The sequence below is a fragment of the Rhodococcus sovatensis genome (assembly GCF_037327425.1).
Classification (GTDB): Bacteria; Actinomycetota; Actinomycetes; order Mycobacteriales; family Mycobacteriaceae; genus Rhodococcoides; species Rhodococcoides sovatense.
This window is the reverse complement of record NZ_CP147846.1, coordinates 4,156,989-4,178,950: the sequence shown is the minus strand read 5'-3', so window position 1 is coordinate 4,178,950 and position 21,962 is coordinate 4,156,989. Positions and strand designations below refer to the sequence as shown.

Annotated in this window: 19 protein-coding genes, 1 tRNA gene and 1 pseudogene; 14 read left to right on the top strand and 7 right to left on the bottom strand. The window is 63.1% G+C overall.

Features of this window, described 5'->3' with window-relative positions:
* The first annotated feature begins 186 nt into the window (after nt 1–186).
* The 6 genes from WDS16_RS19455 (at nt 187) to WDS16_RS19430 (ending at nt 6,787) form a co-directional block, all read left to right on the top strand.
* A complete protein-coding gene (locus WDS16_RS19455; RefSeq protein WP_005248460.1) occupies nt 187–390 on the top strand; it encodes a cold-shock protein in 204 nt (67 codons plus the stop codon).
* Between the two features lie 177 nt (nt 391–567).
* Nucleotides 568–1,155: a hypothetical protein gene (locus WDS16_RS19450; protein WP_338886938.1), complete on the top strand. Its 588-nt coding sequence runs from the start codon at nt 568–570 to the stop codon at nt 1,153–1,155.
* 165 nt (nt 1,156–1,320) lie between these two features.
* Nucleotides 1,321–4,323, top strand: coding sequence for a type I DNA topoisomerase (gene topA, locus WDS16_RS19445; protein WP_338886936.1), 3,003 nt, complete (start codon nt 1,321–1,323; stop codon nt 4,321–4,323).
* A gap of 162 nt (nt 4,324–4,485) precedes the next feature.
* The gene (locus WDS16_RS19440) at nt 4,486–5,040 is read left to right on the top strand and encodes a DUF3558 family protein (RefSeq protein WP_338886934.1); all 555 of its coding nucleotides are present in this window, start codon (nt 4,486–4,488) and stop codon (nt 5,038–5,040) included.
* Nucleotides 5,041–5,562, top strand: a complete 522-nt coding sequence (locus WDS16_RS19435) for a hypothetical protein (RefSeq protein WP_338886932.1) — start codon at nt 5,041–5,043, stop codon at nt 5,560–5,562.
* 37 nt (nt 5,563–5,599) lie between these two features.
* Entirely contained in the window at nt 5,600–6,787 is a 1,188-nt protein-coding gene (locus WDS16_RS19430; RefSeq protein ID WP_338886930.1) for a DNA polymerase III subunit delta', read from the top strand.
* A gap of 87 nt (nt 6,788–6,874) precedes the next feature.
* On the opposite strand, the gene WDS16_RS19425 is transcribed toward WDS16_RS19430, so the two are convergent.
* Nucleotides 6,875–7,390, bottom strand: coding sequence for a CGNR zinc finger domain-containing protein (locus tag WDS16_RS19425; protein WP_338886928.1), 516 nt, complete (start codon nt 7,388–7,390; stop codon nt 6,875–6,877).
* A gap of 84 nt (nt 7,391–7,474) precedes the next feature.
* Between WDS16_RS19425 and WDS16_RS19420 the strand changes: the two genes are divergently transcribed.
* Together WDS16_RS19420 and WDS16_RS19415 are read left to right on the top strand one after the other, a co-directional pair.
* Nucleotides 7,475–8,170 (top strand): SDR family oxidoreductase, encoded by a 696-nt coding sequence (locus tag WDS16_RS19420; protein ID WP_338886926.1) that lies wholly within the window; start codon nt 7,475–7,477, stop codon nt 8,168–8,170.
* 66 nt (nt 8,171–8,236) lie between these two features.
* Nucleotides 8,237–8,309, top strand: a tRNA-Thr gene (locus tag WDS16_RS19415).
* A 63-nt stretch (nt 8,310–8,372) separates the two neighbouring features.
* Here WDS16_RS19415 and glp read toward each other — a convergent pair.
* Complete coding sequence (glp, locus tag WDS16_RS19410) at nt 8,373–9,569, bottom strand: gephyrin-like molybdotransferase Glp (RefSeq protein WP_338886924.1); 1,197 nt, start codon at nt 9,567–9,569, stop codon at nt 8,373–8,375.
* The gene (moaA, locus tag WDS16_RS19405) at nt 9,570–10,583 is read right to left on the bottom strand and encodes a GTP 3',8-cyclase MoaA (RefSeq protein WP_338886922.1); all 1,014 of its coding nucleotides are present in this window, start codon (nt 10,581–10,583) and stop codon (nt 9,570–9,572) included.
* 200 nt (nt 10,584–10,783) lie between these two features.
* On the opposite strand from moaA, the gene WDS16_RS19400 reads away from it, so the two are divergent.
* Entirely contained in the window at nt 10,784–11,797 is a 1,014-nt protein-coding gene (locus WDS16_RS19400) for a helix-turn-helix domain-containing protein (protein WP_338886921.1), read from the top strand.
* Between the two features lie 6 nt (nt 11,798–11,803).
* Here the strand turns inward: WDS16_RS19400 and WDS16_RS19395 are convergent, their stop codons facing one another.
* From WDS16_RS19395 to WDS16_RS19385, 3 genes are read right to left on the bottom strand one after another with little or no spacing between them, the layout of a single operon-like run.
* Nucleotides 11,804–12,793: an NAD(P)/FAD-dependent oxidoreductase gene (locus WDS16_RS19395; RefSeq protein WP_338886919.1), complete on the bottom strand. Its 990-nt coding sequence runs from the start codon at nt 12,791–12,793 to the stop codon at nt 11,804–11,806.
* Nucleotides 12,783–13,103: a ferredoxin gene (fdxA, locus tag WDS16_RS19390; RefSeq protein ID WP_338886917.1), complete on the bottom strand. Its 321-nt coding sequence runs from the start codon at nt 13,101–13,103 to the stop codon at nt 12,783–12,785. Before fdxA ends, WDS16_RS19395 begins: the two co-directional genes overlap by 11 nt.
* Complete coding sequence (locus WDS16_RS19385; protein WP_338886915.1) at nt 13,100–15,301, bottom strand: molybdopterin-dependent oxidoreductase; 2,202 nt, start codon at nt 15,299–15,301, stop codon at nt 13,100–13,102. The genes fdxA and WDS16_RS19385 overlap by 4 nt, the downstream gene beginning before the upstream one ends.
* A 129-nt stretch (nt 15,302–15,430) precedes the next feature.
* Between WDS16_RS19385 and WDS16_RS19380 the strand changes: the two genes are divergently transcribed.
* The 4 genes and pseudogenes from WDS16_RS19380 to WDS16_RS19365 all read left to right on the top strand — a co-directional run bounded on the left by WDS16_RS19380 (nt 15,431) and on the right by WDS16_RS19365 (nt 18,028).
* The gene (locus tag WDS16_RS19380; protein WP_338886913.1) at nt 15,431–16,123 is read left to right on the top strand and encodes a TetR/AcrR family transcriptional regulator; all 693 of its coding nucleotides are present in this window, start codon (nt 15,431–15,433) and stop codon (nt 16,121–16,123) included.
* Nucleotides 16,120–16,476, top strand: a complete 357-nt coding sequence (locus WDS16_RS19375; protein WP_422395687.1) for an alpha/beta fold hydrolase — start codon at nt 16,120–16,122, stop codon at nt 16,474–16,476. The genes WDS16_RS19380 and WDS16_RS19375 overlap by 4 nt, the downstream gene beginning before the upstream one ends.
* A gap of 26 nt (nt 16,477–16,502) precedes the next feature.
* Nucleotides 16,503–17,430 (top strand): annotated as a pseudogene (locus WDS16_RS19370) (IS5 family transposase).
* Nucleotides 17,431–17,503: 73 nt separating this feature from the next.
* Nucleotides 17,504–18,028, top strand: coding sequence for a hypothetical protein (locus WDS16_RS19365; RefSeq protein WP_338886911.1), 525 nt, complete (start codon nt 17,504–17,506; stop codon nt 18,026–18,028).
* Nucleotides 18,029–18,052: 24 nt separating this feature from the next.
* Here the strand turns inward: WDS16_RS19365 and WDS16_RS19360 are convergent, their stop codons facing one another.
* Complete coding sequence (locus WDS16_RS19360; protein ID WP_338886909.1) at nt 18,053–18,523, bottom strand: flavodoxin family protein; 471 nt, start codon at nt 18,521–18,523, stop codon at nt 18,053–18,055.
* 300 nt (nt 18,524–18,823) lie between these two features.
* Here WDS16_RS19360 and WDS16_RS19355 point away from each other — a divergent pair, with 300 nt between their 5' ends.
* A complete protein-coding gene (locus WDS16_RS19355) occupies nt 18,824–21,946 on the top strand; it encodes a multicopper oxidase family protein (RefSeq protein ID WP_338886907.1) in 3,123 nt (1,040 codons plus the stop codon).
* Nucleotides 21,947–21,962 lie beyond the last annotated feature (16 nt).

Genomic DNA, 21,962 nt, shown 5'->3' with positions numbered 1-21,962 from the left:
TCGCAGGATCTATTGTTGCGAGCGGTGTGCTTTTGGAGCGTTTCCTGAAGGGGTCTTGCTTTCCGGCGGTTCAGTCGGAGTGGGGTTCCGCCTGAGGGGGAATTCAGGAAGTACAACGGTCGGAACCGGCCCGGTGGACTGTAAGTGCTGCCCACCGCATCCGGTGTTAGAAAGAGAAGGAAAAGCATGGCACAGGGAACTGTGAAGTGGTTCAACGCCGAAAAGGGCTTTGGATTCATCGCACCAGAAGACGGCTCCGCTGACGTTTTCGTTCACTACTCCGAGATTCAGGGCAGCGGTTTCCGCACCCTCGAGGAGAACCAGCGCGTCGAGTTCGAGGTTGGCCAGGGAACCAAGGGGCCCCAGGCGACCGGAGTTCGCGCAGTCTGATCCACGCAGTCTGATCAAGTTTCCTCCCATTTGTGTGTGAGGAACCGACAACCTCATCCCCCTCTGTATCCGGGCTTGCCCGGTTTGCGGAGGGGGATGAGTCGTTTCCGGGTATCCGTCGCAGACACAGGACTCGGACGGGGGACGTTTGCCACAAGATGTCCTACTGTCCACCTTGTGAACCAGTTGTCCTTTTTCTCTGCCGAGTCGTTGCCGCCGTCGGTGACGGACTTGAGTGGGCTGCTGGCGTCCACCGGCCAGGTAGTTCTGTCGGCGTCCGGCGCTCGTATCTCGGTCGTCGTCGAACAGCTCTGGCGTGCCGAGGCGATCTCGGATCTGATCGCCGAGTGCGGTTTGGTCTCCGAGCTCGGTCGGTCGGAAGAAAATCGACCACTCGTACGAACCGCTTCCGTGCCCGAACTGTCCGCTTTGGCATCCCAGTGGACCAAGGGCGCAGTCAAGGCGATGCCGCCTGGGTGGGTGCCCGGTCCGCGCGAGTTGCGCGCGTGGGTACTCGCAGCCGGGCGGCCGGAAGCAGAGGGTGAACGGTATGTTCTCGGTCTGGACCCGCATGCACCGGAAACCCACGCGCCCCTCGCTCAAGCTCTGATGCGCGCGGGAATCGCCCCGACGTTGATCGGTACGAGGGGGTCGATGCCGGGACTGCGGATCACAGGTCGCAGACGGATGTTGCGGCTGGTGGAGAACGTCGGCCCCGCTCCGCAGAATCCGGACGCGCGTACCAGTTGGCCGACTGCCGAGTAGGGAGGTAAGCAGCTGATCTGCGAGTATTTTGGCGGCGTATGCCACTCTGTTACCAGGCAGATCGGCAAAAATGTCGGTTTCGGCGGGTAGGAAGTACCTGCGAAGGGCCTGTCGAGAGCAGTAGACGGCTATCGGGAACGCAACGAGGGAAGGTTCGGCAGCAAGGTGGCAGCACGCAATAACGGCACGGGGGACACCACCACCGGCGGATCTGTCGAGCCGCGGCGCCTTGTCATCGTCGAGTCCCCGACCAAAGCCAAGAAGATCGCCCCGTACCTGGGCAAGAACTACGTCGTCGAGGCGTCGGTGGGTCACATCCGCGACTTGCCTCGCGGCGCCGCGGACGTACCGGCCAAGTACAAAGGTGAGGCCTGGGCGCGGCTCGGCGTGGACGTCGATCACGACTTCGAGGCGCTCTATGTCGTCTCACCGGAGAAGAAGAGCAAGGTCGCCGAGCTCAAGAGTCTGCTCAAGGACGCCGACGAACTCTTCCTCGCCACTGACCCTGACCGCGAGGGCGAGGCCATCGCATGGCATCTCCTCGAGACCCTGAACCCCAAGATTCCCGTCCGACGGATGGTCTTCCACGAGATCACCAAGCCAGCGATCCTCGCTGCTGCTGCGGACACCCGCGAGCTCGACCAGGATCTCGTCGACGCACAGGAAACACGTCGCATCCTCGACCGCCTCTACGGCTACGAGGTCAGTCCCGTGCTGTGGAAAAAGGTCATGCCGAAGCTGTCGGCGGGACGCGTCCAATCCGTCGCCACCAGGATCGTCGTTCAGCGTGAACGCGACCGCATGGCCTTCCGCAGCGCCGAGTACTGGGACATTTCCGCCACCCTCGACGCCGGTGCCGACGCCTCACCGCGCAGTTTCGGAGCGCGTCTGGTCAACGTCGACGGTTCCCGAGTCGCCTCGGGTCGTGACTTCGGGGCCGACGGCAAATTGAAGTCCGACGGCGTCACCGTCATCGACGAGCCACGTGCCAGGCGCCTTGCCGAGGCGCTCGAAGGCGTCGACCTCACTGTTGCGTCCGCCGAGGACAAGCCGTACACACGCAAGCCGTACCCGCCGTTCATGACGTCTACGCTGCAGCAGGAAGCCGGACGCAAGCTGCGGTTTTCCTCGGAGCGGACCATGCGCGTCGCGCAGCGTCTGTACGAGAACGGTTACATCACCTACATGCGTACCGACTCGACGACGCTGTCGGAGTCGGCCATCGCTGCTGCCCGCGCGCAGGCAACGGAGCTGTACGGTCCCGAGTACGTGCATCCGTCACCGCGGCAGTACACGCGCAAGGTGAAGAACGCACAGGAGGCGCACGAGGCGATCAGGCCTTCCGGTGACGTCTTCCAGACCCCGGGGCAGCTGCATTCGGCATTGCAGACCGACGAGTTCCGGTTGTACGAGCTCATCTGGCAGCGGACCGTCGCCTCGCAGATGGCAGATCTCCGCGGAACGACGCTGACGCTGCGCATCACCGGCACGGCCGGTACCGGCGAAGAGTGCACCTTCTCCGCCTCGGGCCGGACGATTACCTTCGCAGGCTTCCTCAAGGCGTATGTGGAAAGCGTCGACGACGAAGCGGGCGGGCAGTCCGACGACGCCGAGTCGCGCCTTCCAGCATTGAAGGCCGGCGCCGCGGTTGTCGCCACCAAGCTCGATCCCGACGGCCACACGACCAATCCACCTGCGCGCTACACCGAAGCGTCGCTGATCAAGACGCTCGAAGAACTCGGCATCGGCCGCCCGTCGACGTACGCCTCGATCATCAAGACGATTCTCGATCGCGGATATGTCTACAAACGTGGCAGTGCCCTCGTGCCGTCGTGGGTCGCGTTCTCGGTCATCGCTCTCCTCGAGGCTCACTTCGGTCGACTCGTGGACTTCGACTTCACCGCAGGCATGGAAGACGATCTCGACGCCATCGCCGGAGGCCGTGAGCGACGAGGCAACTGGCTGCAGAACTTCTACTTCGGTGGGGACACCGGCGCCGAGGGGTCCGTGGCACGCTCGGGTGGCCTGAAGAAGATGGTCGGCACCAACCTCGAGGACATCGACGCTCGTGTCATCAACTCGATCAGGCTGTTCGACGACGATCAGGGCCGCGAGATCCACGTCCGTGTCGGTCGCTACGGTCCATACCTCGAACGGATGGTCAAGAACGACGATGATCCCGACGGGGATCCGATCTCACAGCGTGCCAATCTGCCCGACGATCTCCCACCGGACGAGCTCACCATCGAGTTCGCCGAGAAGCTGTTCGCCACCCCGCAGGAGGGCCGCAAGCTCGGCGCCGACCCGCTGACCGGCAACGAGATCGTCGCCAAGGAAGGGCGATTCGGGCCGTACGTCACCGAGATCCTGCCCGAACCGGAGCCGGAACCGACTCCGCCCGAGCCGGACATCGTCCCCATCCCCACCGGCGACAGTGGTGATGGCGGCGGTGGTACCAAAACGGCGGTCAAGAAGGCTGCGGCGAAGAAGGCCCCTGCCAAGAAGGCCGCGAAGAAGGCCACCGGCCCCAAGCCGCGTACCGGTTCGCTGCTCAAGTCGATGGACCTCGCGACCATCACGCTCGAGGATGCCCTCAAGCTGCTGTCGCTGCCACGTGTCGTCGGCATCGATCCCGAATCCAAGGAAGAGATCACGGCGCAGAACGGCCGCTACGGTCCATACCTGAAGAAGGGCACCGACTCTCGCTCGCTGGCAGACGAAGAGCAGCTCTTCACCGTCACTCTCGAAGAGGCGTTGAAGATCTACTCCGAACCGAAGCGACGTGGACGACAAGGTGAGGCGAAGCCGCCGCTGCGCGAACTGGGCACCGACCCGATCAGCGAGCAGCCGATGGTGATCAAGGACGGTCGCTTCGGTCCGTACGTCACCGACGGTGAAACCAACGCCAGCTTGCGCAAGGACGACGACGTCGCAACCATCACCGACGACCGTGCGTCGGAGCTGTTGGCAGACCGGCGTGCACGCGGGCCGGTGAAGAAGAAGGCCACCAAGAAGGCAGCCACGAAGAAGGCGACGGCTAGCAAGACGGCGACCAAGAAGGCGCCGGCGAAGAAGGCTGCGGCGAAGAAGACCGCCGCCAAGAAGGCGCCGGCGAAAAAGGCTCCCGCCAAGAAGGCTGCGGCGAAGAAGGCTCCGCCGGCCGAGTAGGTTCGCGTGAGTAGGCCTGGGTGGGTTGGCCCGGGTGGGTTGGCCCGCCCCCTTATCGCTTGAATGGTCCATCCATGCTGTCTGGCAGCATGAATGAACCTTTCAAGCGGTCGGAAATAGGGCGGCGGGAACCGATGGCGGCTCCGGCGCGTCCAAGTCCATGTGGGAAAGAAACTGACGATAGCCCTGTGTGTACTGGCGCTGACGGGGTGCGCCCAGACGGTCGAGGGCAAGGCCGTCGTCGAGGACTCGTGGCAGGGCCTAGGGGTGAGCGAGAGTCAGTCGAGTGCACCCACTTCGAGCACGCGTCCGCGCGCTACGGCCCCGTCACCGTCCGCGTCGAATGCAGCGTCGTTCGATCCGTGCGAATTGGACGACATCTCGCTGAGAGTATTCGTGGGCGTCGACCCGGAGACGAGATCGGATATCCCGGGAGGAGGTGGATGTACGTGGACCGGTGATGGCCTGCGGTTCACCGCGGGAATCAACGGCGAGGTGAATCGGGAGTCGATCGCGACTACCCCTGGCGTCACCGACTTGGTTGAATTCGAGGCCTACGGTCAGATGGTCCAGCTGTTCGTGTTCAAGGGAGACCAGTGCATCTCGCTGTCCGAGATCGACAATCGGACGGTGCAATTCACGATGTCCGAAGTGCAGTTCGACTCCTACTGCTTCAATTTGAGAATCACCACCAGACTGCTCCTAGGTGACGCGTAGATGCGCGCCTCGACCGCACTTCTAGGCGGTATCATCGTCGCATTCTCGGTGGCCGTTCTCGGCTGCTCGACGGATGTTCAGGGGAACGCTATTGCCGCAAAACCGGATTCGGCCTTGTCGAGATCGACGCCGGTGAAGTTCGATCCCTGTGACCTTCCCGCGGACTTGTTGGAGGATCTCGACCTGCCCGGTGTTGGGGCTACCGAGTTGTCGGGGACCCCTGGATGCTTGTGGGCAAACGATTCCTTCGCGATCGGGATCCTTCTCATCGAGGACACCACGTTCATCGAGAACCCGTATGCGAACCCCGAGGTGTCTGATGTCGAGATGCTGCCCTACGGGGACTACACGACGTACCTGTATGTCCTCGACGACGACATGTACGCGACGCAAACTATGACCGAGGCAGGCGCGGTCTCGATGTACATCAGCGAAGCCGGCAATGCCTCTCTGGCCGATGAGCGTCAGTCGTTGTTGGAGAGGTTCGACGTGATCGCGCCCTACTTCCCGCCACCTCGCTGAGAATCCGAGTCGGACCCGCCGACTAAGCTGCTCAGTCATGGCTGGAGTATTCGATCGACTGATCGGCCAAGAGGACGTCGAAGCGGAACTGACGGGCGCAGCCGTGGGAGCCCGCTCCGGCGCGCCCGGATCGGCGATGACGCACTCCTGGCTGTTCACCGGCCCTCCTGGATCGGGACGATCGATCGCTGCTCTGTGTTTCGCGGCAGCACTTCAGTGCACTACCGAGGGTGTGCCTGGGTGCGGCGAGTGCCACGCGTGTACGACGACGATGGCAGGCACTCACGGCGATGTTCGACGCATCATCCCGCAGGGACTGAGCATCAGCGTCAAGGAAATGCGCGAGATCGTGCAGATCGCTGCCCGCCGGCCGAGCACCGGGCGCTGGCAGATCGTCGTGATCGAGGATGCGGATCGACTCAGCGAGGCCGCAGCCAATGCGCTGTTGAAGGTCGTCGAGGAACCGCCCGTGCGGACCGTCATGCTGCTGTGTGCACCGTCGACCGATCCCGAGGACATGTCGGTGACGCTCCGGTCCAGGTGCCGTCACATCCATCTCGTCACGCCGACGGCGTCGGCGATCTCCCAGGTGTTGCAGACCAGGGACCAACTCGACGAGAAGACCGCGCAGTGGGCGGCGTCGGTCAGCGGTGGTCACGTCGGCCGCGCCCGCCGACTGGCGACAGACGAAGACGCGCGTGCCCGACGCATCCGCGCGCTCGGCCTCGCTTCCGCTGCAGCCCGGCCGAACCAGGCGTACCTCGCGGCCGAGGAGATGGTGAAGGCTGCCGAGACGGAGGCCGCTGAGATCAGTGCCGCGCTCGACGGCGTCGAGATGGAAGAACTGCGGACCGCTCTCGGGGCAGGCGGTACAGGTAAGGGTGCGGCAGGAGCGCTGCGCGGGTCGGCGGGTGTGATCAAGGAATTGGAAGCTCGGCAGAAGTCGCGGCGCACCCGAAATCTTCGAGATTCCTTCGACCGCGCGTTGATCGACCTTGCGGGACTGTATCGAGACGCACTGGCCCGGTCGTACGGATCGACCGCCGTCCTGAATCACCCGGACATGGCCGAGCAGATCGAACGTATGGCGCGGGGTGCATCGCCGGAGGCGTTGCTGAAGAGTATCGAGGCGATCCTCGTGTGCCGTGAAGCGTTGGCGCTCAACGCCAAGCCGAAGTTCGCGGTGTACGCGATGGTCGCGCAGCTGGGTGCGGCGCTGCGCTGACTCGGGCCGCCAGGTCACTATCGCTTGAATGGTCCATTCATACGGTCAGATGCCGTCGTCGGTCCATCCAAGCGATGGGCGGCAACGTCATTCGGACCGCCTCCTTGCCCGGGATGCCCTCAGGTTCGCCGTATTCCCACAGGTCTTGACGTCGTGCCAGACTCCACTGTTGTTGCGGGATCGGTCGTAGAACGCTGTGCCGCACAGTTCGTTTCGACATCGCTTGAGTCGTCGCCACGTATCGGTCTGCTGGGCGAGTAGAACCTCCGCCCACACTTGTGATGCCACGTACTCCCAGCCGCCTCCCGAGGGCGATAGCCGGACCACGCCCGTGGCGTCGACGCTCAGTTCCGCGCCGACAGGATTGATGGACGGTGACGTACCTGCGATCAGCTCCTCGAGTGCGGTACGAAGGCCGCGAAGTTCGCGCGCATCGGCGTCGGTGAGATCGGCATCGAGAGACTGTGACGCCGCCACCCCGTCGGCGAGAAGGTCGGGGAAGCCCTTGGCAGCCAGTGCGCGCGTGTTGAGCAAGTCCTGGACGCGGTGCAACCCGACTGGTGCGGGTGCGATGCGGAACCGTGCAGTAGGACGCGTTGACATAAGTAAACACTATTTGACTATGTCCGCCGGAGCAAGTATGACTGACATAGTCAAAAGCATTACATCTATGTCAAGGAGAGTTTCATGGTGGCAATCGAGGGTGCAGTGGTGCTGGTGACCGGCGGGCAGCGTGGATTGGGGAAGTCGATCGTCGACGAGTTGCTGGCACGCGGTGCCGCGACGATCTACGCGACGGCTCGGGTGCCCAAGGCGTCGGATGACCCGCGAGTAGTGGCAAAGGCACTTGACGTCGATGACTCGGATTCCGTTGCTGCACTTGCCGAGGAGCTGAGCGATGTAGCTATCGTCGTCAACAATGCAGGTGCTCCCGGGGCTGGTCCGTTGCTGGACTCGTCGATCGAGGATGTCCGCGCAATTTTCGAGACCAACTTCTTCGGCGCATTGCGGATCGTTCAGGCATTCGCGCCGATACTCGCTCGCAACGGTGGCGGCGCGTTGGTCGATGTCCACTCGGTGCTGTCCTGGGTCAGTGGAGCAGGCGGCTACGGAGCGTCGAAGGCTGCGCTGTGGTCTGCGACGAACTCCCTGAGGCTCGAACTCGCGCCCCAGGGCACCCTCGTCACCGGTGTCCACCTCGGGTACACCGACACCGACATGATCGCAGAGCTGGACGTGCCGAAGAACGACCCGAAGGATGTCGCAAAGGCCATCGTCGACGCCGTCGAATCGGGTGAGACGGAAGTGCTCGCCGACGACGTGACCAGGTACTTCAAGTCGGTTCTTGCAGGTCCGGTCGAGGGGTTGGCCATCACAGCCTGAGCCCCGGGGTGGGCGATTTCAGTTTCGATGGGAGGCTCCGTTAGACTCATCAACGCCGAAAGGCACGCCGCCTTAGCTCAGTCGGTAGAGCATTTCACTCGTAATGAAAAGGTCAAGAGTTCGATTCTCTTAGGCGGCTCAGTTAGGCCCGCGACAGCGGCTATGCCCACGGCATAGCCGCTGTCGCTGTTTCGCACGCGTCTCAGCCGACACCCGTCATCCACACCGTTGCCGCCGAGCCGCGCGTGGCGCCGCCTTCGCCGACAGCGATGAGACAGTCACTCGACGCCATCGAACTGATCGAGCCCGAGGACGCCGACCCTGAGACGACGACGCGCGAACCAAGACGCCGGCCGAGGCGGAACTGCATCATTCCTGGGCGCCCGGCGATCGTGGGGGAGTCCAGCACCACCTCAGAGGTCGGGCGGTCGACGGTGTCGCAGCCCAGCGCGCCCCGGACGAACGGGCGGACGAACAGTTCGTAGGACACGAATGCGGCCACCGGGTTGCCCGGCAGGGAAATGATCGGAACGCCGTCGAAGCGGCCTGCTCCCTGGGGTTTTCCAGGTTTCATCGCAACCGACACGAACTCCGCATGCCCGTCGTCGAGCGCCGACCGAACCACATCCTCGGTGCCGGCGCTGACTCCGCCTGTGGTGACGATGAGGTCTGCCCAGTCGGCACATCGGCCGGGTGTCGCGCGCAGCGATTCGACGTCGTCGCCCACGACGTCCTCGCGACGGACCTCTGCTCCGCACCGTGCCAGGTCGGCGACGATCATGGGAGCGTTCGACTCGTGGATCTGTCCGGGCAGTAGCGGTTCGCCCGGCCGAACCAGTTCGTTTCCGGTGGGGACGACTGCAACCCGCAGGCAGGATCGGATCTGGACTCGGGTCAGTCCGAGCGCGGATAGTGCACCGATGTGGTTGTGAGACAGCGTTGTTCCCGCGTGAAGGAGGATCTCGTGTGCACCGATGTCGCTAGCGCGTGCACGAATGTTCGCGCCCCGCTTCGGTGAGGTTCGGATTCGCACCCGAGCAGTTGCAAAATTGTCGACGAAACCACTGGTGTCCTCGACCGGTACGACAGTGTCGGCGCCCGGTGGCACAGGGGCACCCGTCATGATCTGCACGGCCTGGCCCGGTGACACCGAGATCGCCGTCGCGATCGGGCCGGCAACGCACGTTCCCGGTACCGACAGCTCGGCGTCGACGCCGAGGTCACCCTGACGAACAGCGAATCCGTCGACGGCGGCGACGTCGAATGCCGGAAGCGGCCCGGACGTTCGCACTGCCTCGCCGAGCACAGCTCCTATCGCGGCGGTCAGGTCGACGGAGCGCGACCGAGCGGTGATACCGAGCGCCTCGATCCGTCGACGGTGTTCGGCTATCGATCTCATTCACCCTCCAATGTAGGACATTTCGACCTTCTCGCCTCGCGACGGACCGTCGGATCGCGATCGCAGTTCCGAGTAGCGGTCCACTCGCACGGACCAGAGACGCCGCAGGGTGTCTTCGACGGTTGCGTCGTCGGCACCGGACCGCATCAGGCCCCTCAGGTCGGTACCTGATCCGGCGAACAGACATGTGTAGATCTGTCCGTCGGCCGACAACCGGGCGCGTGTGCAATCGCCACAGAACGGACGGGTGACCGAAGCGATGATCCCGATTTCGCCGCCGCCGTCGCGGTAGCGGTACCGCCGCGCGACCTCACCGTCGTACCGCGGGGGCAGTGGTTCGAGTGGGTACACAGCATCGATCGTCGACGCTATTTCCGCTGCGCCGATCACCTGATCGAGCTGCCATCGATTTGTGGATCCGACATCCATGTACTCGATGAATCGGACCGTCACCGGCGAGTCACGGAACGTGCGAGCCAGGTCGAGCACCGAGGCGTCGTTCACGCCGCGCCGCACGACGACGTTGACCTTGACTGGACCCAGGCCGGCGGTCGTCGCAGATTCGATGCCGTCGAGCACCCGCTTCACCGGAACTCTGGTGTCACTCATTCGGCGAAAAGTCTCGGGATCGGTGGAATCGAGACTCACGGTGACCCGATCAAGTCCTGCGCGGGCGAGGCCATCGGCGTGTGTACCGAGCAGCGCACCATTGGTCGTCATCGCGACCTCGAGACCGTCGAGAGACTTCAGTGAGGAGATCAGGGCATCGACCCCGTCGCGCAGTAGCGGTTCACCACCGGTCAATCGCACTTTGCGCACACCGAGACGCATCGCCGCACGAGTCACCCGTTCGATCTCGTCGAAGCTGAGCAGGTGCTCGGTGGGGAGGAACGCATGGTCAGGGCCGAACATCTCCCGCGGCATGCAGTAGACGCACCGAAAGTTGCACCGGTCCGTCAGCGAGATCCGCAGATCGCGTAGTGGACGTCCCCTGGCGTCGAGGAGGGCGGTCATAGGGCACCGTCGGGTTTGGCCATGAGACCAACAATGCGGGTCGCGGTCCGTGTCGGGTTGGCGTGCAGCGACCAATAGTTGACTCCCGGCGACCACCGAGTCCGGCCGGATCAGCCAGACCGACAAATTCTCCACGGCGTCACGATTTCTCAACATCGGCGAAATAATCGGGGATATGTTCTACCGAGAGGAGGAAATCCATGCTGAACCGATCTGGGTTTGCCCTGCCGGCTCGTACGACCAGCGCTGTCGACTGGGCCGATATGCTGCAAGAGCATTTCGTCGCGCTCGACGTTGCAGATATCGGGGACAGTCGCTTCACCGGGTCGGTGCGTTCACAGTCGATTGCACACCTTCAGGTCTCCTGCGTCGATGCGACCAGCCAGCGGATCGAACGCAACAGCACGTTGATCGGCTCCGACGGTCGCGACTTCCTGCAGCTCGGGTTGATCCGGAGGGGTGAGGCCATCGTCCGTCAGGATGATCGCGAATGTGTGCTCGGCCGAGGTGATTTCGCTATCTACGACACCTCTCGCCCGTTCGATTGGATCGTCAACGGTGATCCCAACGACGATCAGTGGTCGTTGGAGGTCTTCACGTGGCCGCGGACGTTGATTTCGCTCACCGAGCACGAAGCGGCTGGGCTCACCGCGGTGCGGTTCGACGGTCGCAGCGGAATGAGCGGCGTGTTGGGCCGGTTCCTCCATGACCTGGCGACCGCGCGATCGGCTTTCGACTCGGGCGGAGCGTGTGCGGTCGCCGACGAGGTGGGCGACCTGGTCAGCGTCATCGCGCGTACCACTCTGGGCTCTGCTCCCGCTGCAAGCGGCCGCAGTCTGATGCCCGAAATCGACCGGTTCATCGAGGATAACCTCGCCGACCCCGACTTGTCCCCGACCGCGATCGCTACCGCAATGCTCATATCCACTCGGCAACTGCACCGATTGTTCGCAGAGAGTCGAACGACGTTCTCTCGGTCGATCCGTGTGCGCCGACTGGAGAAGTGCCGCCGCGACATCATCGCCAGCGTGGCCGTCGACCGATCTCTCGGACAGATCGCGCGGCGTTGGGGCTTCACCGATCTCACGGTCTTCAGTAGAGCGTTCAAAGAACAGTACGGCGTCAGCCCGAGGCAGTACCGCGCCGCAGCGGCGGAGCGGTCGGGTGACGTCCACGCCGTCACCCGACCTCAACGGCCCAGCGACCAGGAGTGAAGCGGATCAGACCTGGTCGCTGGAATGTCCGGGTGTGACCTGCTCGCCGGAATTGATCAGAGCTGCAATGTGATTGACTGCCACGGCCGCTTCTGCGAAGCCCACCGCAATGAGTTTGACCTTGTTGTCGTGTCCGGCAACATCACCGGCGGCGAACACTCGGGATCGGTTGGTGCGCATGGAACGATCGATCGCGATGTCGCGTCCGTGTTTGTCCAAACCCCAGGTTCCGATCGGGCCCAGCGCTGCCTTGAATCCCAGCGCTGCCACCACGCTGGTAGCAGGCAACTCTCGGGCCTCGCCGGTGTCGGCCTCCACGATGGTGACCGATCGGGCCGTGTCTTCGCCTGATATCTGCTGTACCTCGAAGGGGGTCAGGACCGAGACCGAGGAATCCTCGAGCAGCTTCAGGCTGTGCTCGTGTGCGCGAAAGCTGTGCCGTCGGTGGACGAGAGAAACCGAAGCCGCGACGGGCTCGAGGCTCAGCGCCCAGTCCACCGCCGAATCACCGCCGCCGACGACCAGCACGTCGTGTCCGGCCAGATCGTCGAGGCGGGGAACGAAGTATCGCAGTCCGCGTTCGAGGAACTCCGATCCAGCCGGCAGCGGGCGCGGCGTGAACTTGCCGATGCCCGCCGCGATCAACATGGCCTTTCCGGTGACGGTGGCGTCGCGGTCCGTCGTCACCACCACGTGCTCGTCGCTTTCGACGGCCGTCATCGCGACGTGCTCCATCAGGTAGACGGGGTCCGCCTGCGATGCCTGTTCCACCAACGCATCGACGAGGCTCTGCGCGCGGACTGCGGGATATCCGGCGACGTCGAAGACGAGCTTTTCGGGATAGAGGGCAGTCATTTGGCCGCCGGGATGTGGGAGGGCGTCGATGACGGCCACCCGCATCCCGCGGAATCCCGCGTAGTAGGCGCCGTAGAGCCCTACCGGTCCAGCGCCGACGATGATGAGGTCGCAGTCGATGTCGATCGGATCAGTTTTCACCGGTACTCATCTCCGCAATCGTCGGGTGATCTCGGCCGATCGGTCTGAAATCCTCTGCGCCTCCTGATGCTTCGGTTTCGTCGAAGAACACGGTCGCAATGTCGACGAACACGCTCTTGTCCTCCGGTAGCTTGTGCTCCCAATAGATCGCGTCGTTGGGGCACGCTGGAACGCACTTGCCGCAGTCGACGCACTCGTCGGGGTTGATGTACACCATGCGGGCGCCCTCGTAGATGCAATCGACGGGGCATTCTTCGACGCAGGACTTGTCGAGTTCGTCGACACAGGCGTCGGTCACGACATAGCTCATGCGAGGACTCCCTCGACCAGAGCGACCTCGACGAGTGTGTCCGAGAAGGTGGGGGCGTTGCCGAGGTCGGCGAAGACAGTGGGATTCAGCGATGCCGGCGTCGACAGTGAGAGAGAGTTCTTCCGCCAGTAGCCCATCGAACAGACGGTCACACCCGCCATGACGGACTTGTCCACCTTGGCTAAGACGACGAACTCACCACGCTCGTTGAATACCCGGACCTGCGCGCCCGACTCGATGCCGCGTGCCTCTGCATCGACTGGGTTGATCAGAAGCGAGGGTTCACGCTGCACCTTGCGGTGTACTTCGATGTTGCCGAAGCTGGAGTTGAGGTACGCGTGCGATTTCGGGGTCAGTAGATTCAGTGGAAACTTTTCGGCGAGTGCAGGATTCGTACGAGTGGACTCGCGCGGGGCGATGTAGTGCGGGAGCGGGTCGACCGGCTGGCCGGGCTGGTGATCGTTCGATCCCTGGCGGAACAGCGGGAGTACGAAGTTTCCGCCCGCCGCTGCCGAGGATACGAATTCGGTTTTGCCGGAGGGAGTTTTGAAGTTGCCCTCGGCGTGCGGCGCATACTCGTCGGGCGCCGGAAGATTGAGTCGCTGCCAGCCTTTCTCTTTCAGCGATTCGATGGTGATGCCTTCCATGGCAGGTGATTCCCAGTCGTATGCCTCGGCGATCAGCTCCTCGTCGGTGCGTGTGAACGCAGGCTCGGTGAAGCCCATGGCCGCGGCCAATCGGCGGAACAGCTCGGAGTTCGGTATGGACTCTCCACGCGGCTCGATCGACTTGTTGTTGTATGTGACGAACAGGTGACCCCAGGAGAAGTTGATGTCGTCCTGTTCGAGCTGGGTGGTGGCAGGCAGGACGATGTCGGCGTACGTTGCGGTATCGGTGAGGAAGTGGTCACTGACGACGGTGAACAGGTCCTCACGTGACAGGCCCGCGATCATCCGATCCTGATCGGGGCACACCACGACCGGGTTGGAGTTGTAGACCATCAACGCCTTCAGCGGTGGATCGAGTTCGAGGCCGCCAGTCAGTGCTTCGCCGAGTTGGTACAGGTTGACCACCCGAGTTCCCGGGGTCTGCAGTTCGGTGTGCAGGAACGCCGGCCAGTTGACCGGAAACGCCCAGAGGGGAAGTTGTAGCAGTCCGCCACCTGGGCGTCGCCACGCCCCGACAAGCGCTGGCAGGCATGAAATCGCGCGAACCGACTGTCCGCCACCGGCACTCCGCTCGATCGCTACGCCGATGCGGATGACAGAAGGTTGGGACTGCGCGTATTCGCGGGCAAGGGTGTAGATGTCGTCGACCGGGATTCCGGTCTCGTCTGCGGCCCACTCGGGCGTGTATCCGGCGACACGTTCGACGAGTTCGTCGTATCCGATCGTGTGATCGGCGATGTAGGCATCGTCGGTGAGTCCCTCCGCGATGATCACGTTCATCATGGCCAGCGCGAGCGCGCCGTCGGTGCCCGGCCGAATCGGGATGTACTGACTGGCTGCTTTTGCCGTGCGCGTCTTGACCGGGTCGACCACGACGACTTTGGCGCCGCGCTTCTTGGCCTCGGCGATGTACGGCCAGAGATGCAGATTGGTGCTCATGACATTGGAAGCCCAGATGAGGATGAACTTGGAATGGACGAAGCTCTCCGGATCGACGCCTGCGGTGTCACCGACGGTCATCGCGTATGCGGTGCAGGAGCCTGCATCGCAGTAGGTGCGCTCGGCGACGGTAGCGCCGAGCCGGTTGAAGAACGCATCGCCGACATTCAAGCCCTGGGTGATCCCTTGGGTTCCGAGGTAGTTGCACGGCATGATTGCCTCAGGTCCGAACTCCGCGCTGACGGCGGTGAACTTCTCGGCGATCGTGGCGATGGCCTCGTCCCACGAGATCTGTTCGAATTGGCCACTTCCCTTGGGGCCGGACCGTTTCATGGGGTACAGAAGACGATCGGGGCTGTACACCTTGTCGAGGTAGTTATCGACCTTCACGCACAGACCGCCGTTGGTGTAGGGCATCGACTTGCTGCCGCTGACACTGGTGGCCACTCCGTCGGAGACGGTGACGACCATTGCGCACGAGTCCGGACAGTCCTGCGGACAGGCGCCGAGAACTGTCAACTCAGCGGGCTCGGACCGCTCCAGTGGCGGTGTTGACACAGCATTGGCAGGTGTGTCGGAGACGATCGACATATGTGGACCCCCATGGGACGTGGGTTGATGGTCCTTGAATGCTCGCTCGAATCGATGTGCGCGAGATGATCCTCAGTGCCAAGTTCTTGGCGTCGGGCGCCGCTGGGGAGGTCTGTTACGATACGAGCCGTGCCGTATCGAAAAGGAACAGAGCCCGACATGGTCGTCGGCAGCGGTGGGCGTCCTCGCGACGACGAACGCGAGTCCGAGATATTGGACGTCGTGAACGCTCAATTGGGCGAGGGTGGCTACGACAGTGTCACATTCGAGGGGGTCGCACGCCGAGCAGGCGCATCCAAGGCGACACTGTATCGTCGTTGGAAAACGAAGCGGGACATGGTGATTGCCGCGGTTAAAGCCGGCCCCGCGCGAGACGGGGCGGGTGCCGACATCGACACCGGCAGTCTTCGCAGTGATCTGCTTGCCCTCTGTCGACGATTGAGGGCGACCATGGCTGCTGCAGACGGTCGCATGCCGCTGCTTCTGCTCCAAGCAGGCCTCGAGGATCCCGAGCTTTGTGACGAGATCGAGCGATCCACTGGCCCGACCGGTGCCCGGCTTCCGGACTCTGTGATCGAGGCAGCAGTTCGCCGCGGCGAACTACCCGATGGAATCGATCCCTTCCCGTTCGAGGAGGTCGTTGGTTCCGTCGTTCTCCTCCGGCAGCTCAACGGGTTGCAAATCGACGACCACTATCTGGAAGCACTCATCGACTCGGTAGTGATTCCCGCCCTCCGCGCAACGGCATTCGGAAAGGCCGCTCTACCAGCAGGTATCTTCTCCGGCCGCCCCGCCCATCGAGCAGTGAAGGACACACGATGAACGCAATGACAATCGATGGATTTCAGTATCGGACCTTGACCGGCGACGGGGGCGTGGAACTGAGCGTTGCCGTCGCTGGAAGCGGGCCGGCCCTCGTATTGCTTCATGGCTTTCCCCAGACGCACTTCATGTGGCGGTATGTCGCGCACGAGCTCGCAGATCGACACACGGTCATCGTCCCTGACCTTCGTGGATACGGGTCAAGTGCCAAACCGGCCGACACCGATTCGGCGACCTACTCGAAGCGGACCATGGCCAATGACGTCGTGCGGGTCGCCGCAGCGCTCGGATTCGCCCGCTTCGGCGTGGTCGGTCATGACCGGGGCGCCCTAGAGCGTGTCTCCCAAATTTGAGAGGTGCTGTCAGCGATGATATTTCGATGACGCGCGTGGGAGTGATCAGTGACGAGTTCTGGGAGATCGTCGAGCCAGTGATACCCACCGACGTGGGAAAACGTGGGCGGCGGTTCGCCGAGCACCGGCGAATTCTGGAGGGCATCGCATACCGATTCCGTACCGGGTGTCCGTGGCGAGATCTGCCGGAGGACTTCGGTCCGTGGCAGACGGTGTGGAAACGCCACCACCGATGGTCCTTCGATGGCACCTACGACGAGATGCTTGCCGCGGTGGCCGAGGTGTTCGGTCTCGACCCGGAAGAACTCGACGGCGATATCGGGGCGGTGCTCTCGATCGACTCGACCAGCGTCCGGGCGCATCAGCATGCGGCCGGTGCGCGAGCCGACACTCTCACAGGGGGCCTTGTCGAATTACAAGAAATCCGTCGACGAACCCGCTGACCACGCGCTGGGTCGATCTCGCGGAGGATTCACCACGAAGATCCATGCACTGACCGACCTGACGTGCTCGCCGGTGACGATGCTGCTGACCGGTGGGCAAGCCGGGGACAATCCACAGTTGGTGCCGTTGCTCGATGCCCACCGAGCTGCCGGTGGGGACCAGGACTACCGATTGCTCGCCGACAAGGCGTACACCCATCCCAGTACCCGCACCGAACTGCGTCGCCGCAAGATCAAACACACCATTCCCGAGCGCAGCGACCAGAAGCAGCGACGGGCCGACAAGGGGTCCGCCGGTGGTCGTCCACCGGGTTTCGATCCGACGATGTACAAGCACCGCAACACCGTCGAGCGTGGCTTCGGGCGGCTCAAACAGTGGCGTGGTGTGGCCACTCGATATGACAAGTACGCCATGACATTCCTCGGGGGCGTTGTCCTGTGCGCGGCAGTTCTGCACTCCCGCAACCACAACCACCGCCCGGCGATGAAAACGAAAACGGACCCAATTTAAGAGACACGCTCTAGTCGGTGTTCGTGCGGGGCTGGACCATCCGGAAGCCGTCCAGTATCTCGGGATACTGGACGTGCTCCCGACTGCAGATACATGGGACGTTCTGCGTGGTCTCGATGCAAAGGTGGCATGGCATCTGTACCTCATGGCTCAGCCCGCAGGACTGCCGGAGAAGATGATCAGGGCCGTCGGCCCTGAGTTCTTCGGGTCGTTCCTGGACTCGTGGGATCCCGATGGATCGACATTCACCCCTGCCGTCAGAGAGCACTACGTCGAGAGCTCCGTTGCGGCAGTGGATTCCATAGTCGCCGACTACAGAGCTACGGCGGGAATCGACCTCGCCATGGACCTGGTGGACCGTGATGCCGGTGCACGCCTCACGATGCCGGTAGGGGTGATCTCGCAGGACTGGGGATCGCAGCTAGGCTTCGATGCTGCCGCGCTCTGGGGTGTGTGGGCCACGGATCTGACCTACGAGCCCATTCAAGCGGGCCACTTCATGGCAGAAGAGAAGCCGGCCGAGATCGCACGATTCATCACCGCGTTGGCCGAACGGGGAGAAAGCGCGACAACCCGAGCCACTGCGGATTCGTGCTGAGCCAATGCGGTCCACGCCGTGACCTCACTCCCGATCGAGATCCACCGCATCTCGCAGGTGCTCCGCGAACGCCCGGGCGGAGGTGACGTCGTCCTCGTCGGGCCGTCCTTTGCGAATCCCGCCCACGAGCTTGAAGGGCAGGAACGTGTCGAAGCCTCGGCACGAGAAACCCCCGACAACATCGAACCCCGTGTCCTCCAGGAGTTCGATGAGGCGGCCGGAGAAGCGCGTCAGGCGAGTCTCCGGCAGTCCACTGGTCGCGAACAGAAATGCTTTGCGCCCGTCCTGTTGCGGTAGCGACTCGACGAAGGCCCGCAAGTCGGAGTGGAACGACCCGAAGTAGATCCCCGACCCGAACCCGACCATGTCGTAGCCGGCGAGATCAGCAGCGGCGGGTGCGACGACCGGGGCGTCGAGCACGCCGCCTATGGCGTCGGCGATCTTCTTGGTGTTTCCGTGTGAGACGGACGTGCACACGATGATCGATTTCGCCATACGGATGAGCTTAGTGACACCCTGTCCACACTTTTCGTGCAGAGTTACTCACAGGCGTGTAATTCAACGGCAGGGCGTCTGAACAGCTAGTTCTCAGTTGCGACGGATCTTTATCCACAGCCCATCCACAAGGGGCCGACAATGGTCCTCGAGTTATCCACAGATCCTTCCACAGCCTGTTAGTGCATATGTTCGAATGGGATGCGGCCCCTTCTCACCCGCGATATCACCCTCACTCGGCTCTGTTCGTCCGGCAGCCGGACCTATGCTCCTGAGGTCCTCCCAGCCCGAGGGGTGCCGATGTTCTCTGTTGCTCGCAGAGGTGCGGTGTGTGTAGTTGTCGCACTGCTCGTGGCGTCGTGCGCGCAGGAGGCACCCACGTCTACGGGATCGAACTACGCGGATCAAGGGGCTGTCGCGCAGTACACCGAACCGGTGAAGCTCTCCAGTGAAAACGGCGTGCTCGAAGTCCGACTGTCGGCTCATCAGGGCAGGGTTGTGCTCGACACCGCGTCGGCTCCGGTGGAGAATTTTCTGCTCTACGGCTACGAAGTAATCCAAGGCACGGCCTCGGACGGATCGACGAGCGGACAGGACATCTACCCGGCACCCACGCTGCGGGTCGACCCAGGCGAGCAACTGATCGTCCATTACGACAACGATCTGCAGGGCCTGACCATCGAGGACTTCTACGATCCGGCGTTCACTCCGGCTGGCGGCGACGTGCCGATCGTTCCACCTACGCTGGCCCAAGCCCCGCTCAACTTGCACACTCACGGATTGCACGTGAGTCCGGACGGCAACGCCGACAACGTACTACTGGACATCCCTGCCGGTATGGGCAACCGCTACGACTACGCGGTGCCCGATGACATGCCGAACGGAATGTACTGGTACCACAGTCATTTCCACACACTGACCGCCCAGCAGACGTACGCCGGACTTGCCGGACTTCTCGAAATCGGCCGTCCCGACGGTGATCTGCCGATAGTCACCGAGAACGACCTCCCGATTCGAGATATGGCGTTGCAGTACAACTTCGTCTTCGACCGAAAGGGAAGCGGCACCCAGCTGAACGATCCCAACTGGCCGCAGTACGTCAGTACCCTCGAACCTCCCACCGAGCAACAACTGTCCGACGGCACCTACCGTCCAAGCCTCGCGCCGGTCAACTTCGCCGAAACGAGCGAAGGCGCTCAGTACATGACCAACTGGTACACCGGACCGCTGAGCCCGGACAATCACCGCGGCCAAAACCAGTTCATCCCGGGCAATCTGCAGAGCTTCAGCAGCGACACCGTCGATGTGCCCGCCGACCCGTCGCTGCCGGACAATCAGCGTGACGTTCAGTTCACCGTCAATGGTGGATTCCAACCCGAGCTGACTGCGAAACCGGGTCAAACCGAGATCTGGGTGCTGGCAAATATCAGCGACTTTGCCTATATGCCTGTGCAGCTCACCGAAACCGCTACCGGAAACCATCCAGAGTTCGCTCTGGTCGGACAGGACGGCAACCCGTTCGGTGAGGTCCAACGTCCGGTCGATGGGGACGGTACGCGGCTGGTGATACCGCCGGGGTCGCGCTATTCGATCGCAGTCACGATGCCCGAGGACGGTGAGCTCATTCTCGAGATGCCTCCGCTCGACGGCGCGAAGCCAGTGGTCAACGATGGCATTCTCTACACCAACAACGGGACCGACAATCCACCTGCGACGCTCGGGACGGTGACGGTCGACCCGTCCATCATCAGCTACGCCGACGGATTCTTCACCTTCCCGACCCAGAAGCTGCTTCAGGTCACGCCCGAGCCGGGCGACGGCGTGACCGTCCCGTTCGAGCCCGGTCAGAAGCTCGACGCCTACACCTCGTTCGTCGATACCGCCGCCATGCCCGTCGACGTCACGCGCGAACTCGTCGTATCCGGAGGATTCTCCAACGACAAGGCAAGCACCAGCGACCCGAAGGCGTTCACGTACGAGTTCGCCGCCAACACCTTCCCCAACATTCCGCTGATCCAGCCCCGACTCGACTCTGTCGAGGAATGGAAGATCACCAATCTCAACAACGACGAACACCCGATGCACATCCACGTCAACGACTTTCAGGTCACCGAAATCGTGGATCCGGTCGCGGGGACGGTGACAGGTGTACAGCCGTGGGGACAGGACAATGTCAACGTTCCAGCTCCCGTCACCGACGATCAAGAGAACGCGCTCGAGCCCGCGTCGGTCACGCTTCGGACGAAGTTCACCGACTACACCGGCACGTTCGTCATCCATTGCCACCGTCTTAATCACGAGGACAACGGTTTGATGGCGCTGGTCAGCGTCATTCCGGCAGTGTCGAGTTATGCTGTCGCACTTCCTGGTTCAGCAGGAATCGACGCAACAGTCCAGGTCTACGACGCGGCGGGCGATCGGCCGATTGCCACGGTGACACCGTTCCCGGGCTTCGAGGGCACACCGTCGGTTGCGATGGGGGACGTCGACGGCGACATGGTGCTCGACCTCGTCGTCGGAACCGGACCGGGCGCCGTCCCTGAAGTCGTGGGCTACAACGGCGCTGGTGCGGCACCGTTCTCCGAAGAACTGACCCGATTTGCACCTGCCGACGATCCAGTCGACGGTGGCATCGTAGTAGCTACTGCCGACATCGACGGGAATGCGCTGCGCGAGAACATCATCGTAGGAACCGGGCCGGGTACCGAGGCCGAGGTGACGGTGTACTCGTCGAGCCTGCCTGCAGAGAACGGCACCGCCCCCGACGTCTTCGACGCCTTCACCCCGTACCCCGGCTCGGACCGCGGCGTCACCATCGTCACCGGCATGGTCGACGCGTCGTCCGGCCGCAAGAGCATCGTCACCGTACCGGGAGCAGGGGATGCACCACTGGTGAAGACCTTCCGGTACGACCTCTTCCAGCCGACCGCCGCCAGTTCCGACTCCAGCGAACACGCACACGGTGAGGGCCCGACGCTGACCTCGGAGTTCATGGCATTCGAGGAGACCTACACCGATGGGGTGTCACTGTCGACGGGCTGGGTGGCCGGCGTGGAAGGCGGTGCTCAGTCGATCGTCGCAGGCATGGCAGGGGGAGATGGCACCGTCCGTACGTTCTCGTCCGGGTCGAGGCTCGACGGCGGCCCTGCGATGTACCTCGAATCGCCGAATCATCATGGTGGTGCAGTCGATTTCGCGCAGACGTCGTCGTTCGTTCCCTTCCCCGGGTCGCCGGGCGTGACGATCGCGACGACGGCAACCACGTCCGGAGCTGATCTGCTCGTCTCCGGTGTCGGCGGCGAGGTACGCAAGTACAACCTGGTCCGTCCCGAATCATTCGCGGACACCCTGGTTCCGACCGAGGTGGGCCGTCTCGTTCCACGACCGGGCAGCGAAGTTGCACTCCAACTCGGTGGTCGCTGAATTCAACAGGAGGACT